Annotated in this window: 12 protein-coding genes; 7 read left to right on the top strand and 5 right to left on the bottom strand. The window is 65.4% G+C overall.

Translation table 11 applies throughout. The annotated features are described in order from the left end of the window. The first annotated feature begins 514 nt into the window (after positions 1–514). The 4 genes from OIT41_RS16120 to OIT41_RS16105 are packed head-to-tail and all read left to right on the top strand — an operon-like array spanning position 515 to position 5219. Positions 515–1933, top strand: coding sequence for an extracellular solute-binding protein (locus OIT41_RS16120; protein ID WP_078107824.1), 1419 nt, complete (start codon positions 515–517; stop codon positions 1931–1933). Continuing rightward, a complete protein-coding gene (locus OIT41_RS16115) occupies positions 1930–2898 on the top strand; it encodes a carbohydrate ABC transporter permease (RefSeq protein ID WP_264636815.1) in 969 nt (322 codons plus the stop codon). The genes OIT41_RS16120 and OIT41_RS16115 overlap by 4 nt, the downstream gene beginning before the upstream one ends. A gap of 8 nt (positions 2899–2906) precedes the next feature. Next, positions 2907–3794, top strand: a complete 888-nt coding sequence (locus OIT41_RS16110; RefSeq protein ID WP_078107826.1) for a carbohydrate ABC transporter permease — start codon at positions 2907–2909, stop codon at positions 3792–3794. 24 nt (positions 3795–3818) lie between these two features. Further along, positions 3819–5219: a glycoside hydrolase family 32 protein gene (locus tag OIT41_RS16105; protein ID WP_264636814.1), complete on the top strand. Its 1401-nt coding sequence runs from the start codon at positions 3819–3821 to the stop codon at positions 5217–5219. A 39-nt stretch (positions 5220–5258) separates the two neighbouring features. Here the strand turns inward: OIT41_RS16105 and OIT41_RS16100 are convergent, their stop codons facing one another. Beyond that, positions 5259–6311, bottom strand: a complete 1053-nt coding sequence (locus tag OIT41_RS16100) for a LacI family DNA-binding transcriptional regulator (protein WP_241707012.1) — start codon at positions 6309–6311, stop codon at positions 5259–5261. Positions 6312–6545: 234 nt separating this feature from the next. Here OIT41_RS16100 and OIT41_RS16095 point away from each other — a divergent pair, with 234 nt between their 5' ends. The 3 genes from OIT41_RS16095 to menD all read left to right on the top strand — a co-directional run bounded on the left by OIT41_RS16095 (position 6546) and on the right by menD (position 11580). Next, a complete protein-coding gene (locus OIT41_RS16095; protein WP_264636813.1) occupies positions 6546–7535 on the top strand; it encodes an o-succinylbenzoate synthase in 990 nt (329 codons plus the stop codon). Positions 7536–7644: 109 nt separating this feature from the next. Further along, positions 7645–9729 (top strand): PhoX family protein, encoded by a 2085-nt coding sequence (locus OIT41_RS16090; protein WP_264636812.1) that lies wholly within the window; start codon positions 7645–7647, stop codon positions 9727–9729. A gap of 156 nt (positions 9730–9885) precedes the next feature. Further along, positions 9886–11580: a 2-succinyl-5-enolpyruvyl-6-hydroxy-3-cyclohexene-1-carboxylic-acid synthase gene (gene menD / locus OIT41_RS16085; protein ID WP_264636811.1), complete on the top strand. Its 1695-nt coding sequence runs from the start codon at positions 9886–9888 to the stop codon at positions 11578–11580. A gap of 87 nt (positions 11581–11667) precedes the next feature. Here the strand turns inward: menD and OIT41_RS16080 are convergent, their stop codons facing one another. The 4 genes from OIT41_RS16080 to OIT41_RS16065 all read right to left on the bottom strand — a co-directional run bounded on the left by OIT41_RS16080 (position 11668) and on the right by OIT41_RS16065 (position 15963). After that, positions 11668–12444 carry an amino acid ABC transporter ATP-binding protein gene (locus OIT41_RS16080; protein WP_274619627.1) on the bottom strand — a complete coding sequence of 259 codons (777 nt, stop codon included), beginning with the start codon at positions 12442–12444 and terminating at the stop codon, positions 11668–11670. Continuing rightward, positions 12441–13415, bottom strand: a complete 975-nt coding sequence (locus OIT41_RS16075; protein ID WP_241707016.1) for an amino acid ABC transporter permease — start codon at positions 13413–13415, stop codon at positions 12441–12443. Before OIT41_RS16075 ends, OIT41_RS16080 begins: the two co-directional genes overlap by 4 nt. 35 nt (positions 13416–13450) lie before the next feature. After that, complete coding sequence (locus tag OIT41_RS16070) at positions 13451–14404, bottom strand: ABC transporter substrate-binding protein (protein WP_241707017.1); 954 nt, start codon at positions 14402–14404, stop codon at positions 13451–13453. Positions 14405–14604: 200 nt separating this feature from the next. Further along, positions 14605–15963 (bottom strand): isochorismate synthase MenF, encoded by a 1359-nt coding sequence (locus OIT41_RS16065; protein ID WP_264636810.1) that lies wholly within the window; start codon positions 15961–15963, stop codon positions 14605–14607. Positions 15964–16034 lie beyond the last annotated feature (71 nt).

Below are 16034 nucleotides of genomic sequence, written 5' to 3'. Positions count from 1 at the left end.
CGTATTCGCCACGTCTTCGGAAGTGAACCCTCGCTCGGATATGTGGGGTTTTCGGCGGACGCTCCCTCACGTATGGCGGGTTGTGGGTGGACGCTCGCTCACGTATGGCGGGTTGTGGGTGGACGCTCGCTCACGTATGGCGGGTTGTGGGTGGACGCTCGCTCACGTATGGCGGGTTGTGGGTGGACGCTCGCTCACGTATGGCGGGTTGTGGGTGGACGCTCCCTCACGTATGGCGGGTTGTGCGCGGACGCTCGCTCGGGTCTGGGGGTCCGCCTGGGGTTGGGCCGCAAGACCTGAGCGAGGGTTTGGGGATTGGGGCGGATATGTGAGCGGGGGTTTGCCGGTTTGGCTCCATATCCGAGCGGGGGTTTGGGGATTGGGGCGGATATGTGAGCGGGCGTCGTGAAGGGGGTCGTGGATGGGGTGAGGGGGGCGTAACACGAATGTGACGCTTGACACGTGTTAGGCGATGGATTTACGCTACCTAACACGTGTTAGGAAGGAATTGAACATGGCAGGAAGCAATGGGAAGCTGCGTGAGATCTCACGCAGGACAGCCCTTGGTGCCTTGGGTGCGGGAATTGTCGGAGCAACGGTGGCGTCGTGGCCGCGGTTGACCGGCATGGACATCCCGGGCCGCGGGGACAACAGCCTTAGCATCGCCATCTTGGGAACCGCGGCGGACGCAGCCGCCCGCCAGCGGGTCATCGATGCGTTCGCGAAAGTGCACCCGGAAATCAAGGTGAAGGTCCAGGCCATCCAGGCCGCGGACTGGAAGGACTTCTTCACCAAGATCCTCACGATGGTGGCAGCAGGAACGCCGCCGGATGTGGTCTACGTGGCCACCGAAGGTGCCCAGCTCTTCGCCGAGAAGCTGGCGCACCCCTTGGACGAGTACCTTCGCCGCGATGCCGCGGACATGAAGGAGTACTTCGCGGACGTCCACCCGAGCCTCGTGGAGGCGTTCATGTACAAGGGCAGCCTGTTCCAGCTCCCCATCGACTGGAACGCCGCCAACATGTACTACAACACCTCGGCCCTCCAGCAAGCCGGACTCGAACGTCCCGCGGACAACTGGACCCAGGTCGATTTCCGCAACAGCCTTGCGGCCATGCGCAAAGCGAGGCCCCAGGACTTCACCCCGTACTACTGGACCAACAGGCTCTTCGGCGGTGTGGTGCCCTGGCTCTATGCCAACGACACCAGCTTCCTCAAGGAATCCAAGTCCACCGGCGGCGAATGGCTCTGGGACAGCTTCTACGCCCAGGATCCGTCCCGCGGACTGCGCTCCGGCGGCTACCAGTGGCTTGAACCCAATGCCGATGACCCGCGGGTGTACGAATCGTTCGACTACCTCCGCGGCCTCGTCAAGGATGGCCTCGGTGTCCGACCGGAAGAAGGCGGCGGAAATTCACTCGTCGGACTGTTCGCCTCCAACAGGATCGGCATGACCCCGGCCGGCGGCTACTGGGTGGAAGGCCTCCACGAAGCCGGAATGAAGGAAGACGACTTCGACGTCCAGTTCTTCCCGCGCTGGCGCACCCAACGGCACCAATTCGGCACCGCCGGCTACGCCATCATGAAGACCGCCAAGGACAAGGACGCGGCTTGGGAATGGCTCAAGTTCGCCTCCAGCCTGGAAGCCATGCGATTGGTCTTCCCGACGCCGAACACCACCCCGGCGCGCCGCTCCATGGTCAACGAACAGCTGTACGCAGGCCGCGGACCCAAGCACTGGAAAGTCTTCTACGACACCCTCGACAAATTCCCCACCACAGGTCCCATCCCGGCGCCGCCCCAGCAGGCCGCCGTCGAGACCGCCCTGATGAAAAACGTATCCCTGGCCGTCAGCGGTGATGAGAACCAGCTCAAGCAGGCCCTCGCCTCCATGCAACGCGACCTTGAGATCGCCTTGAGGAGGCAGGCATGAGCACGGCAACAACGGGCATGTCCACCAAACGCCGCAACGGCGCGGGGCCCAAACGCCGGAACGGCGCCGCACCGGGGAGCGACACAACCGGAAGGCAGCGTCAGCGCTGGCTGCCCTGGGCGTTCCTGGCTCCCACCATCCTGGGCATGGGGCTGTTCACGCTCGTGCCGATCGTCGCTTCCGTGGTCCTCGCCTTCTTCCGCTGGGACATCATTTCCGCGCCAAGCTTCGTCGGGTTCGACAACTTCGCCGAAGTGGTCCAGGACCCCACGGTGCGTGTCTCGTTCCTGAACACCATCATGTTCGTGGTGGTCGCCGTCGCGCTTCAGCTCGGCCTCGCACTAGCACTGGCGATCATGGTGCAGGAGAAGCTCCCGGCCTGGCTCCGCGTCTTCTTCCGCAGCGCCTTCTTCTTCCCGCTGATCCTGTCCGCGGCGTCGGTCTCCATCTTCATGCGCTACCTGTTCAACGAACAATTCGGCGTGGTCAACTGGCTCTTGTCCTTCGTCGGCATCCCCGCCGTCCCCTGGCTGACGACGCCGGCCGGTTCTGCCGCCGTCGTGATCCTCGTGTACGTGTGGCAGAACTTCGGGTTCTCGTTCCTGCTGTTCATCGGCGGCCTCGCGTCGATCCCGACCGAAACGTATGAGGCCGCGTCGATCGACGGCGCCACCGGCTGGCGCAAGCACCTCCACGTGACGCTGCCCCTCCTGAGCCCCACCACGCTGGTGGCATCCGTCATGGCGATCATCAACGCCCTGCAAGTGTTCGACCAGCCCTACGTCCTGACCCGCGGCGGCCCCGGCGACTCCACGCGCACTGCCGTGATGGTGATCTTCGAGTCCGCGTTCCAGCGCCTCGAATTCGGCCAGGCCTCGGCGATCGGCGTCATCCTCACGCTGATCATCATGGCCATCACCGCCGCACAGTTCCGGCTCAGCAAACGATTCGTCTTCTACCAGTAAGGCCCGCCATGACTACAACCTCAACCCAGCGCGCCGCCGTCGAACGCTTGGCTCCCCAGCGGCCCGCGCCCCGCAAGAAGCGGAACTGGAGCATGGCGGGACGAATCGTTCTGCTCCTGATCGCGTCCGTCTTCATCCTCGGTCCGGTGCTGTGGACCCTGTCCACCTCGCTGCGGCCACCGGCGGAATCGTTCCAGCTGCCGCCGTCGTTCCTTCCGCTCAACCCCGATTTCTCGTCCTATGACCAGGTCTTCAAACAGCTCAACATCATGCTTCTGGTCCTCAACAGCGCACTCGTGACGGGACTGATCGCCGTCGGGCAAATGTTCACGGCGGCGCTGGCAGGCTACGCGTTCGCGAACCTCAAGTTCCGCGGCCGCGGGGCACTGTTCTCGATTGTGCTGGCCACCATGATGGTGCCGGCGCAGGTGACGATCGTTCCGGTCTTCATGCTGATCCGCGGCATCGGTCTGTCCGACACGCTCCTCGCGCTGATCCTTCCGGCGATCCCGACGGCGTTCGGCACCTTCCTGATGCGGCAATACTTCCTGGGGCTGCCAAGTGATTTGGGCGAGGCCGCGGCGATCGACGGCGCCTCGCCCTGGCGCACGTTCCGTTCCGTCTATGCGCCGCTCGCGATGCCGGGCATGGCGATCGTGGGCATCCTGGCCTTCAATTACCACTGGAACGAGTTCTTCCGCCCGCTCATCCTGACCATCTCCGAGCAGAACTTCACTCTCCCGCTGGGCTTGGTCTCGCTGCAGGGCAACCTCGGCACGGGCAGCATCTCCGTGGTGCTCGCAGGCGTGATCCTCTCCATGATTCCCGCCCTGGTGGTGTTCATGTTCGGCCAGCGCGCCTTGCGTGACGGACTCACCGCCGGCACCGGCAAATAGCCCTACTTCCCTGAAAGGACTTCGATGACGGACGTCATATCTTCCGCCCCTGCTCTAGCCGCGGCGGCCACCCACCCGGACCCCGCTTTCCCGCGTTTCCACCCCCGGCCGGCGCAAGGCTGGATCAACGACCCCAACGGCATCAGCTACATCAACGGCCGCTACCACGTGTTCTTCCAGTTCAACCCGGAATCGGCCCGGCACCACCGGATCCAGTGGGGCCACGTCAGCTCCCCGGACCTGGTTCATTGGGATGAGCGCCCTGTCGCGCTGCGCCCGCAGGACGGCGGCCCGGATGAGTTCGGTTGCTGGACCGGGGTGGTGACCGACGACGGCAGTGTCCCCACCGCCGCGTACTCGGGCGTGCGGGGCGACGGCGGACACTCGCAAGTGGTGATTTCCCGAGGCTCCGCGGACTTGGTGACGTGGGAACAGGATGGTCACATTGCCGCTTCCATGCCGGACGACGGCCTGGTCACGGCCGTGCGCGACCCCTTCATCTTCCACGTCAACGGCAAGCGCTACGCCATGCAGGGCGCGGGGCTCGCCAATGGACATGCTGCTCTGCTGCTGTACACGGTGGAGGACATGTCCAACTGGAAGTACCAGGGCATTTGGCTGACCACCGAGAACCCGGTGGCGGCTGCGCACGCTCCGGCGGAGATCTGGGAGTGCCCGCAACTGGTCCAGGTGCCCTCGTCTTCCGGCGAGGCCGACACCTGGGTCATGATGTTCTCCCTCTGGCTCTCCGGCGATGATCACGAGCACGCCAACGGGGTGGGCCACCTGATCGGCTCCTTGGCTGAGGACCCGTCGACGGGACTGCCCGTGTTCGTCCCGCGTTCCGGCGGCAGGTCCGACCTTGGCCGGGACTTCTATGCTCCCCAGATTGTTCAGCTGGATTCTGCGTCAGGGTCCGGGGCGGCGCCGCGTGCCCTGCTGTGGGGATGGGCCAACGAAGGCCCCGGCCGTGATGGCCGGCGTGGCCGTTCGCAAGCGGAGATCGACGCCGCGGGCTGGGCGGGCGTCCTAACCCACCCGCGCTTCCTCTCGGTTGAGGGCGGTGCGCTGGTGGTTGCTCCTGCGCCGGAGGTCGAGGCGTATCGGGGCACCCTGACTGCCGGCAGGGCGTCCGGGGTGGATGACTTGCCGCCGTCTGCCGAGGCTGTTGTGACTGGCGGCCCCGGTGCCGGCGAGGTCCGGCTGGTCCTGGCCTCCGGCGCGGAACGGCAGGTCGTGTTTGCGGGGTCTTTGTCCGAGGGCGAAGAACTGCGGATCTTCATAGATGCGTCCTTGGTGGAGGTGTATCGGACCGGTTCCGTGGCCACGACACTCCGCGCCTACCCAGCGACCGGGGAAACGTGGCGCCTTGAGCTTCCCGAAGGTGCGCTAGCGGACGTCTGGGAACTGAAGCTGCCGGCATAGGCGGCAGGCCGCCGTCGGGCACTCGACCTTTTGTCGGATCTAGAGGACCGGTACAGGCCCGGTCGACTCGCGAACCACCAAACGGCACGGAACCATGGTTTCCAGATGGCCGCTGCCGTCCGACGTCGACCGCTTGGCCGGATCCTCGATCTGCTCGAGCAACATGCTCATCGCGGCCGCGCCCATTTCGCGCAGGGGGAGCGCCATGGTGGTGAGCGCCGGGACCATGGTGGCCGCGATGCGGAATTCGTCGTCATAACCAATGATCGAGAGGTCCCGCGGTACGTCGAGGCCCAGCCGCGCCGCGGCCAGGGCGACGCCGACGGCGAGCCGGTCGTTGGCGCACACGATCGCCGTCGGGCGCTGGGTGGCGGAGAGCAGTCCCATGGCGCCCTGGAAACCGTCGTTGATATCCCAACCGGCCATGAACACACGGTCTTCGCGGACGGGGATGCCGGCCTTGGCCATGGCTTCCCGATGCCCCACGATGCGCAACGGCACAGCCGGGGAGGTGGCGGCCCCGGCGAGGAAAGCGATATCGCGATGGCCCAGCCGAAGCAAGTGCTCGGTGGCTTCCCGACCGCCGGAAACCTCGTCCGGGATCACGTGGTGCAGCTGCGGGGCGGGGCTGCTGTCATAGCAATTGGCGAGCACGGAGGGGACGCGCAGCATGCCGTGGGGCACGTCGAGCGGCTTCAAACCGACCGTGACGTACATCAGCCCGTCCACTTGCCGGTCCAACAGGGTCTCGACGGCGCTCTCGTCACGGGAGGCGTCGCGCTCGGTGTCCATGACCACGGTGACAAAGCCGTGGGCGCGGGCAACGTCGTCGGCGCCACCGATGATGTTGCCGTCGAACGGGCTCACCACCACCTCGTCCGAAACGATCCCGATCACGCGAGTTCGTTGGTTCCGCAGGCTCAGGGCGATGGGGTTGGGGGAGTAGTTCAGGTCCGCGGCCGCCTGCCGGATCCGGTCCTGGCTTTCCTTGGCCACGTTGCCGTCCCCGCGGCCGTTGAGCACCAGCGACACCGCACTCCGCGAGACACCCGCGCGTTTCGCGACGTCGAGTGCTGTGGCTTTGCGCTGCATGCGGGCTCCTCCGACTGTTGTTCCGTTTCTTGCTGCATTCTACCTAACGCGTGTGAGGGCTTACCGCCCGTTTCCCAAGGCCGGAACGCTCGCTCACCTATATGGCCGTCCAGCCGATCGCTCGCTCACCCAGTGAGCGAGCGTCCGCCGAAAACGCCCCAAAAGTGAGCGAGCATCTGAGGGTGCGCCCCACCCCGGGAACCGGCCCAGCCCGCCCCACGCTACAGTGAAACCATGCCTCCACTCCCCGCCCTCGACGAGCTCCTTGCCACCGCGAAGGTGGTCAGCCTGCCGATGCGGGTCAAGTTCCGGGGAATCACCGAGCGCGAGACCCTCGTGTTCCTCGGACCGGCCGGATGGGGCGAGTTTTGTCCGTTCCCGGAGTACGGCGACGCCGAGGCTTCCCGCTGGCTCGCCGCCGCCGTCGAAGCCGCATGGCAAGGTTTTCCGCCGCAGCTAAGGGACATCATTCCCGTCAACGCCACCGTCCCCGCCGTACCTGCCGCCCGGGTGCCCGAGGTCCTGGAACGCTTCGGCCGCGTGGACGCCGTCAAGGTCAAGGTCGCCGAGCGCGGGCAGGAACTGGCCGACGACGTCGCGCGCGTCACCGCGGTCCGGGAGGCCCTGCCGGACGCCGCGATCCGTGTGGACGCGAACGCAGGCTGGGACGTGCCGCAGGCGGTTGAGGCACTCGGGCGACTCTCCGCCGTCGGGCTCGAATACGCCGAACAGCCTGTGCCGCACATCGAGGGCCTCGCCGAAGTCCGCCGACGGCTAGCGCAGCAGGGGACGCCCGTGCTCATCGCCGCCGACGAATCCGTGCGGAAGGAAGACGATCCCCTCAAGGTGGCGCGCGCCCGCGCGGCCGACCTGATCGTGGTCAAGGTGGCGCCGCTTGGCGGAGTGCGGCGCGCGCTGGACATAGTCGCGCAAGCCGGGCTTCCCGCCGTCGTGAGCTCGGCGCTGGACACTTCGGTGGGGATCCGCGCGGGCCTCGCGCTCGCCGCCGCGCTGCCGGAGCTGCCGTACGCGTGCGGGCTGGGGACCGTGCGGCTGTTCGCCTCCGACATCACGCAGGATCCGTTAGTGCCCGACGACGGCGCCATCCGCGTCCGCGAAGCCGTCGCCGACGAGGGGCTGCTGGAGCGGTACGCGGCTCCCGCTGGACGTCGCGACTGGTGGTTGGACCGGCTCTGTCGCGTGCACGCGCTCCTGAATGCATAGAATGCTGGGAAAAGTCTGGGAATTCACAGGAATTTTACCGGGGTGTCCTCTCGGATTCCGCTAGCGCTGTAAGGGTGGGGAAATCACTCAATCCCCGGAGGTATTTCCCATGTCTGAATCAACCAAGCGCAAGTTCGACTTGCTCCCGATGCTCGGCCATACGAAGGGCAAGCGCAGCCCCGTGACGTGCGCCCTGAAGTGCGACAACGCTTGCTCGGGCGAGGTGTGCAACACGAGCTCCAACGCCTACTTCCGCGACATCGCTTCCGCAGCTGTGTCCCGCCGCGCCGCCCTGGGCTTCGGCGCCGTGGGCGCGCTCGCCGTCGTGCTGGGCGGCAACCTGCCTGGCAACGTTCCCGAAGGTACCGGCCTGTCCGCGGCGGCAAAGACGGGCTTCGACAAGGCCAAGCTCAAGTTCGCGCCGATCAAGCCTGTCGACTACACGGTTGACGCGATCACCGTGCCGGATGGCTTCGCGTGGCAGCCGATCATCCGTTGGGGCGATCCGCTCTTTGCCGACTCGCCGGCCTTCGAGCTGAACGGCCAGACCGCGGCAGCGCAGGCCCGCCAGTTCGGCTACAACAACGACTACACGGACATCCTGCCCATCCCGGATTCCAAGGACCGCCGTGCCGTGCTCTTCACGAACCACGAGTACACCAACGAGAACATCATGTTCCCGGCCACTTTGGCGGCTGCGGAGGCGCGCGCGATCGGACGTGCCGCACACGGGCTCACGGTTGTTGAACTCGAGCGCAAGAACAAGAACAAGCCGTGGAGCTACGTCAAGGGCGCGCCGCTGAACCGCCGCTTCCTGACCGACACGACGTATGAGCTCACCGGTCCCGCCGCGGGCACGGACCTCGTCAAGACCATCGACGATCCGTCCGGCCGGAAGATCAAGGGCACACTTGGCAACTGCTCCGGCGGGACGACTCCCTGGGGCACCATCCTCTCCGGGGAGGAAAACTTCAACGGCTATTTCGTAGCTCCCGGTACCTCGGCGGCCGACAAGCGCTACGGCCTCTCGAACAAGCCAACGGCCCGCAAGTGGGAACTGGATGAGCCGCGTTTCAACACCAACAACGCCGGTTACGCCAACGAGACCAACCGCTTTGGCTGGATCGTGGAAGTCGACCCGTTCGACCCCTCCTCCACACCGAAAAAGCACTCCGCGATGGGCCGCTTCAAGCACGAAGGCGCCAACGTGATCGTTGCCGCCTCCGGCCGTGTGGTGGCTTACATGGGCGACGACGAGCGCTTCGACTACCTCTACAAGTTCGTCTCCAAAGGCAAGTACATGGCCGGCGGCTCGGCCGCGGCCCGCCGGAACAACATGAACCTTCTCTCCGAGGGGGACCTCTACGTCGCCAAGTTCACGGGGGACTCTCCCGCAGCTGAGATCGACGGCACCGGAAAGCTGCCGTCCGACGGCGCGTTCGACGGTTCCGGCGAGTGGCTTCCCTTGGTGGTCGACGGCGCTTCCGCTGTTCCGGGCATGTCCGTCCCCGAGGTCCTGGTCTACACCCGCCTCGCCGCGGACAAGGTCGGCCCCACGAAGATGGACCGTTGCGAAGACGTCGAGCCGAACCTGGCCACCGGCAAGGTCTACGTGGTCTGCACGAACAACTCGGACCGCGGCAAGCCCGGCAAGGAAGGCGCCACCGAGGTCAACCCGCGCACCCTCAACCGGGACGGCCACATCGTGGAAATCACGGAAACCGGGGACCAGACCTCCACGCGTTTCAACTGGACCCTCCTGATGGTTTGCGGAGATCCGGCCAAGAACTCCTCCACGTATTTCTCCGGTTTCCCGGCCGACAAGGTCTCGCCCATTTCCTGCCCGGACAACGTCGCTTTCGACTCGGCAGGCTACATGTGGATCGCCACTGACGGCGCGCCGTCGTCGATCGGGTATGCGGACGGGCTGTTCAAAGTCACCCTGGATGGCAGCGAACGCGGCAAGGTTGAGCAGTTCCTCGCCGTACCGCGCGACGCCGAGACCTGTGGGCCGATCGTGCACGACGACGAGCGGACCGTCTTCGTCGCCGTGCAGCACCCGGGCGAGGAAGGGACGTTCGACGTTCCGCACTCGTACTTCCCGGACTACGTTGGCGCCGGAGCCGCCCCGGCCGCCGGCCAGGTCCGCGCCCCGCGTCCGTCGATTGTGCAGGTGTTCCGCAAGGACGGCTAAGGGTCCCCGTTCCCCCTTTTCCCAACGCCCGCTCACCTACGTGGGTCTTTCGCCTGACGCTCGCTCACTCTCTTCAAGGGAGTGAGCGGGCGTTTCGGTTTGGGGCCCGATACGTGAGCGAGCGTTGGGGGGAGGCGCCGCTAATAGACTGGTGCGGTGACTTCGCAAGGCTCCCTGAGCTCCCTCGCCGCTGCCCGGATCGCCGTCAAGGCCCTGCTCGACGGCGGTGTGCGGCACGTGGTGGTCTCTCCCGGTTCGCGCTCGGCACCCATGGCGTACGCGCTGGCCGAGGCTGAAGCAGCCGGGAACGTCAGGCTCCTCGTCAGGATCGACGAACGCTCTGCCGGTTTCACGGCCCTTGGCTTGGCCCTGTCGACAGGCGCTCCGGCGGCCGTCCTCACCACCTCAGGCACCGCCGTCGGGAATCTGTTGCCCGCGGTCATGGAGGCCAACCACGCCGCCGTGCCGCTCGTGGTCCTTTCGGCCGATCGCCCCGCCGAGCTCCACGGAACCGGCGCCAACCAGACCACGATCCAACTGGACCTTTTCGGCGAACACGTTCGCTTCGCCGTCGACATCGCCGCTGGAAGCAACCCGCAGAGGGCCGTCGAGACTGCCATTTACGCGGCAACCGGCGCGCTTGAGGACACCCCTCCCGGGCCGGTGCAGCTCAACCTCGCGTTCCGCGAGCCGCTGGTTCCGGAACCGGGCGAGGCGCTGCCCGCCACCAAGGGCCACGGAGTCTTCCACTACGATTCCGGTCCCCAACCATTGAGCATGCCCCCCGCTCCCGCCGAGCTGGCCGAGCGGCGGACGGTGGTTTTGGCAGGGCACGACGCCGGACCGGTCGCCGAGGCGTTCGCCCGCGCCCATGGCCTTCCCCTGCTCGCCGAGCCCTCCTCCAATGCGCGCTTCGGTCCCAACGCCGTCGGGCCGTACCGCCTCATGCTGGACAACTTCGGGCCCGGGTCGGCGATGCCGATCGAGCGGGTGGTGGTCTTCGGTCGGCCTACGCTGTCCAGGCCTGTCGCCGCCCTCCTGGCCCGGAACGACCTCCCCGCAGCCATGTACGAGCCCGTTCCGGTGGCTTGGTACGAGCACGGCCGGCGTCGCGAGGAACGCTTCGAGTCTTTGACTGAACTGGCAGGGTTTGCTGGCAGGGGCTCGGATGAGTGGCTCGACGCCTGGCTCCTGGCGGGTGCCGCGGCCCAACACGCGCTCGACGGCGTTCTTGAGGCCGAGCCCGCAGCCAACGGACCCGCAGTGGGAGCCACCGTCTGGAAACACGCCCGCGGGCAGTTGGTCCTGGGCTCCTCCAACGGTATCCGCGACGTCGACCTCGCCGGGCAGCCCAGCCCCGAACCGTTGGCCACAGTATTCGCGAACCGCGGCCTGGCCGGCATCGACGGCACGATTTCAACGGCTACGGGAATCGCCCTCGGCGGTGGCCGCGAAACCACCCTCCTCCTGGGCGACGTCACCTTCCTGCACGATGCCGGCGGCCTCCTCCTCGGAGCCGGAGAGCCAGCACCGGACCTGCGCATCGTGGTCCTCAACGACGCCGGCGGGGGCATCTTCGGCCTTCTTGAGCACGGCAAGGTGGAGGACGACGCCGGCTACGGCACCGCCGTCGAGCGCCTTTTCGGCACCCCGCACAGCGTGGACATGTCCGCGCTGGCCGCGGCATACGGCGTCGGGCACACTTCGGTGCGTACGACGGCGGAGCTCGCCGCCGTGCTTGCCTCGCCTTTGAAGGGGCGCAGCATTGTGGAAGTAGGCACGGACCGTTCAGACTTGCGTCCCTTGCACGCGCGGATCAAGGCCGCGGTGGCTTCGGCTGTGTCCCAGTAGTTCCAGTTCCTTGCGATGCGCAAAATGCCCTGCGCAGCTGGAATTCCAGCCGCGCAGGGCATTTTGCGTATCGGGCGTCGCCGGAACCTACAGCACGCGGCTGAGGAATTCCTTGGTGCGGGCGTGCTGGGGGTTGGCGATGATTTCACGGGGGTCACCGGATTCCACCACCACACCTCCGTCCATGAAGGTCAGGCGGTCGCCGACTTCGCGGGCAAAGCCGATCTCGTGGGTCACCACGATCATGGTCATGCCGGACTTGGCCAGGTCCTTCATCACGTTAAGCACATCGCCCACGAGTTCGGGGTCAAGGGCGGAGGTGGGCTCGTCGAAGAGCATCAGCTCTGGTTCCATGGCCAGGGCCCGGGCGATCGCGACGCGTTGCTGCTGCCCGCCGGAAAGCTGTGCCGGGTAGTGGTTGGCTCGGTCGGCCAGGCCCACTCGGTCCAACAATTCGAGGGCAGCCTTCTTGGCATCGCTCTTGGATTTGCCCTTGACCTGCACGGGCGCTTCCATGACGTTGTACAGGGCGGTCTTGTGCGGGAACAGGTTGAAGCGTTGGAAGACCATGCCGATTTCCCGGCGCTGCGCGGCGATTTCTTTGACCTTCAGGTCGTGGAGGCGGCCGTTGACTTCACGGTAGCCGATCAGCTGGTCGCCGACGGAGATGCGGCCGGCGCTGATGGTTTCCAGCAGGTTCACGCAGCGGAGCATCGTGGACTTGCCGGAACCGGACGGGCCGATGACAACGGACACTTCGCCCTGGTTAACTGTCAGGTCGATGCCGCGAAGGACGTGGTGGGGACCGAAGTACTTGTGGAGGCCTTCGATCCGTACCAGCGGTTTCTGGGTGGTGATCGTCATTTTGCCTCCTCCTCGGGGAATTCCATCTTCAACGACGGCTCTGCTTCTGCGCTCGGTGCGACTGCCGCGGCAGCCTTGGCGGCTGCAGGGTTGATGACCGCCGGCGCGAGGTTGGTGTCAACGCCCTTGCCGTAGTAGGCCTCGATGTAGTGCTGGCCTACCATGAGCAGGCTGGTGATGACGAGGTACCAGATGGCTGCCACGATCAGCAGCGGCACCGGAAGGTAGATCCGGTTGGCCAGGGCGTTGGTCGCGAAGGTCAGGTCCAAGGTGAACGGGACGGCCAGGACCAAGGAAGTGGTCTTGAGCATGCCGATGGTTTCGTTGCCCGTCGGCGGGACGATGATGCGCATGGCCTGGGGCAGGATGATCCGCCACATGATCTTCCCCTTGCCCATTCCCAGGGCCTCGGCGGCTTCGGTCTGTCCCTTGTCCACGGACTTCAGGCCGGCCCGGAAGATCTCTGCGAGATAGGCCGATTCATTAAGGCCGAGCCCCAGAATCGCCGCAACAAGAGCCGTAATGACTGTGCTGGTGTCCACGCTGAACAGTTCGGGGCCGAACGGCACCCCTGCGCTGATCTTTGGGTAGAGGACAGCGATCAGGCCCCAGAAGACCAACTGGGTGTAGACCGGGGTGCCGCGGAAGAACCAGACCCATACCCAGGAGGTGTAGCGCAGAACCGGGTTGTCTGACTGGCGCATCACGGCCAGCAGGATGGCCAGGACAATCGCAATGACCATCGAAGCTACGGTCAGGAGCAGCGTCCAGCCGACTCCCTGGACGACCTTCACGTCCAGGATGTAGGTGCCCACGACGTCCCAACGGAAGTTGTGGTTCGTGATCACGCTCTGCACCATCAGCGCGAGTACGCCGACAATGATGATGGCGCTGATCCAACGGCCAGGATGCCGGACCGGCACCGCATCGTTCAGCACGGGCGCGGCGTGGCCTGCTTGATGATGATCCATCTGTGCACCTGATTTGTTATCGGTGGCGGGAATACTCAAGACTTGACCGCCGGGTTGACCTCGGACTTGGTGATGGCGCCTTCGGCGTTGCCCCAGCCAGTGAGGATCTTGTTGTATGAACCGTCAGACATGAGCTTGGTCAGTGTCTTCTGGATGACATCGGCGAGGGCGGTGTCAGACTTTGCAACAGCGATGCCCTGGGGAGCGGCGTCGTAGACGTCGCCGAGCTTCTCAAGCTGGCCGTTGGTCTGGGTCAGGGCGTAACCGATGATGGGGGAGTCGGCGGCCATGGCGTCGATGCTGCCGTTGACGAGCCGGGTGGTGACGTCGGTCTGGTTCTTGAGCGTGACGATGTTGATCGGCTGCTTGCCGTCAGCTGCGCACTTCTTGTTGCGGCCCGAGAGGTCCGGGTCTTCCTGGACGGTACCGGTCTGCACGCCAATGGACTTGCCGCAGATGTCATCCAGGGAGAACTTCTTCGGGTTGCCCTTCTGCACGGCCCATGCGGTTCCGGCGTTGAAGTAGCTGACCATGTTGACGGCGCCGAGACGCTCGGGGTTGATGGTGAAGGACGAGATACCCAGATCGTACTTGGGGCCGAGGGCAGGAAGGATGCCCGTGAATTCGGCGGTCTGCACCTGGACCTTCAGGCCAAGTGTGGCGCCGATCGCCTTGGCGATGTCGACGTCGTAACCGACAGGAGTCTGGCCGTCGGGTCCGAGGAACTCAGCGGGAGCGTAGGTCGTGTCCGAGCCAACGGTCAGCGTGCCCTTGGACTTGATCGCCGCGGGGACCATTGCGGCCAGAGTGTCGTCCTTGGCGATGGTGCTGGGGTCAAAGCTTGCATTGGCACTGCCGGAAGGCGAAGCGGCACTCGACGGGCCAGCCTCGGAGGCATTGGTGCAGGCAGTCAGTGCCAAGGCGCCGATTGCGATGATGGTTGCAGCCTTGAGCGTCGAACTGACCGGAAGCGAACGGAATTTCTGCATTTTCTTACCTTTTTTTGCAGTGGATGCGAAACTAATCGGTTCATAGTGTAGCGCCGAACATGAGATGTGCGTCACAGAAAACTAAGTTTTACTATTGGATAACCTACCAAGTAAAAAATCAAGACCCCCAACGTGGCTATTGTCTCGCACCCCAGACATCCATGGAGGCCGGCTGCGAACCGAATCCTGAAGCAGGAGGCCTAGCTGCTGATGCCCAGCGACTCGAGCATGGGCCGGAATTTGGCCCACGTCTCGGCCAGCTCGGCGTCGGGAACGGAGCCTTCGACGATCCCGCAGCCTGCATAGAGGCGCACGGTTGTAGGACTTTCGATGATCGCGCCACGCAGTGCGATGCCCCACTCGCCGTTGCCGGCGGCGTCGAGCCACCCGACCGGGCCGGCGTACGGTCCGCGATCCATGTGCTCAAGCTGCCGGATCAACTCCCCGGCAACCAACGTGGGCGTTCCGCACACGGCGGCCGTGGGGTGGAGTGCGTTGATCAGGGCCAGGCACGTAGGGACATGTCCCTCAATATCGGCGAGCTCGGCCTTCACATCCGATGCCAGATGCCACACATTGGGCAGTTCCAGGATGAACGGTTCGCTGTGGGCGTTCATTGCCTCGGAAAAGGGTGCGAGCTGCGTGGTCAGTGATTGGATGGCGATCTCGTGCTCGTGCCGTTGTTTTTCGGAGCCGGCCAGCACGCGTTCGGCGTATTCCATGGGGGAGCCGTCCATGCCCTCGGCGTCGCGCCGGTCGAGCGTTCCGGCCAGGACACGCGCCTGTGCCGTGCGGCCCTCCACTTGGATGAGCATTTCCGGCGTCGCGCCGACCAAGCCGTCGACGCCGTACGTCCAGCATTCGCGGTAACGGCCAGCCAACTGCCGCAGCACGTTCGCGGCGTTGACGCCGTCGGGCAGTGTCGCCACGACGTCGCGCGCGAGGACCAGCTTCTCGAGCTTCCCGGTCCGGATTTCCTCAACGCCGTCGGCCACGGCCTGCTTCCAGGCAGTTTCGCTCAGCGAACCGCTCTCGAGCGTCACTTTCCCATCACCCAACTGGCTCGCACTTGTTGTCGTTTTGGGCGCTCTAAACGACAACAACTGCGAGTTAGTTGGGTGCCCGACGGCGGGGCTGAGCCAGGCGGCCAGGGCGGCTAGGGCACCCGCTCCGGTGAGTTCGACGTCGTCGAGCGTCAACTGGGTGAGCCAGGACCGCCCGTCCCGGATCCCGACGACAATTTCCGGAAGGATCAAGCGGGATTCAAAGGCGGACGTCTTGGAGAAGGCAAAGGACCCAAAGGCGACAGGACCGGTACCGGGGAGCTCAAGGGGATCTGTGACGTCGGCCTCGATGACGAGATGGCGCCACCAGATGTCGGCCTCGAGAAAGCGATCGGGCCCGGAAGCGGTGAATCGCGCGAGTTCGCCAAAGCCCACCAGTCCGTTCTCGCGGCGGGACCAGCACAGGACGTCGTCCCGGACCAGAAATGACGGCAGTCCCCCGGAGGATGAATCAACATCGAGGGGGACTGTCAAGGTGCGGAGCGTACTCGTCATGATGGAACAACATTACTCCCGCGCGCAACGCGAACCCTGCCCGGACCGGAGTGCCCCGAAAGTTCTTCCTA

This window comes from Arthrobacter sp. YA7-1 (assembly GCF_025960325.1).
In the GTDB taxonomy this organism is placed as follows: Bacteria; Actinomycetota; Actinomycetes; order Actinomycetales; family Micrococcaceae; genus Arthrobacter; species Arthrobacter bambusae_A.
Note: the sequence above shows the minus strand (reverse complement) of the source record. Positions and strands in the feature narration are given on the sequence as shown.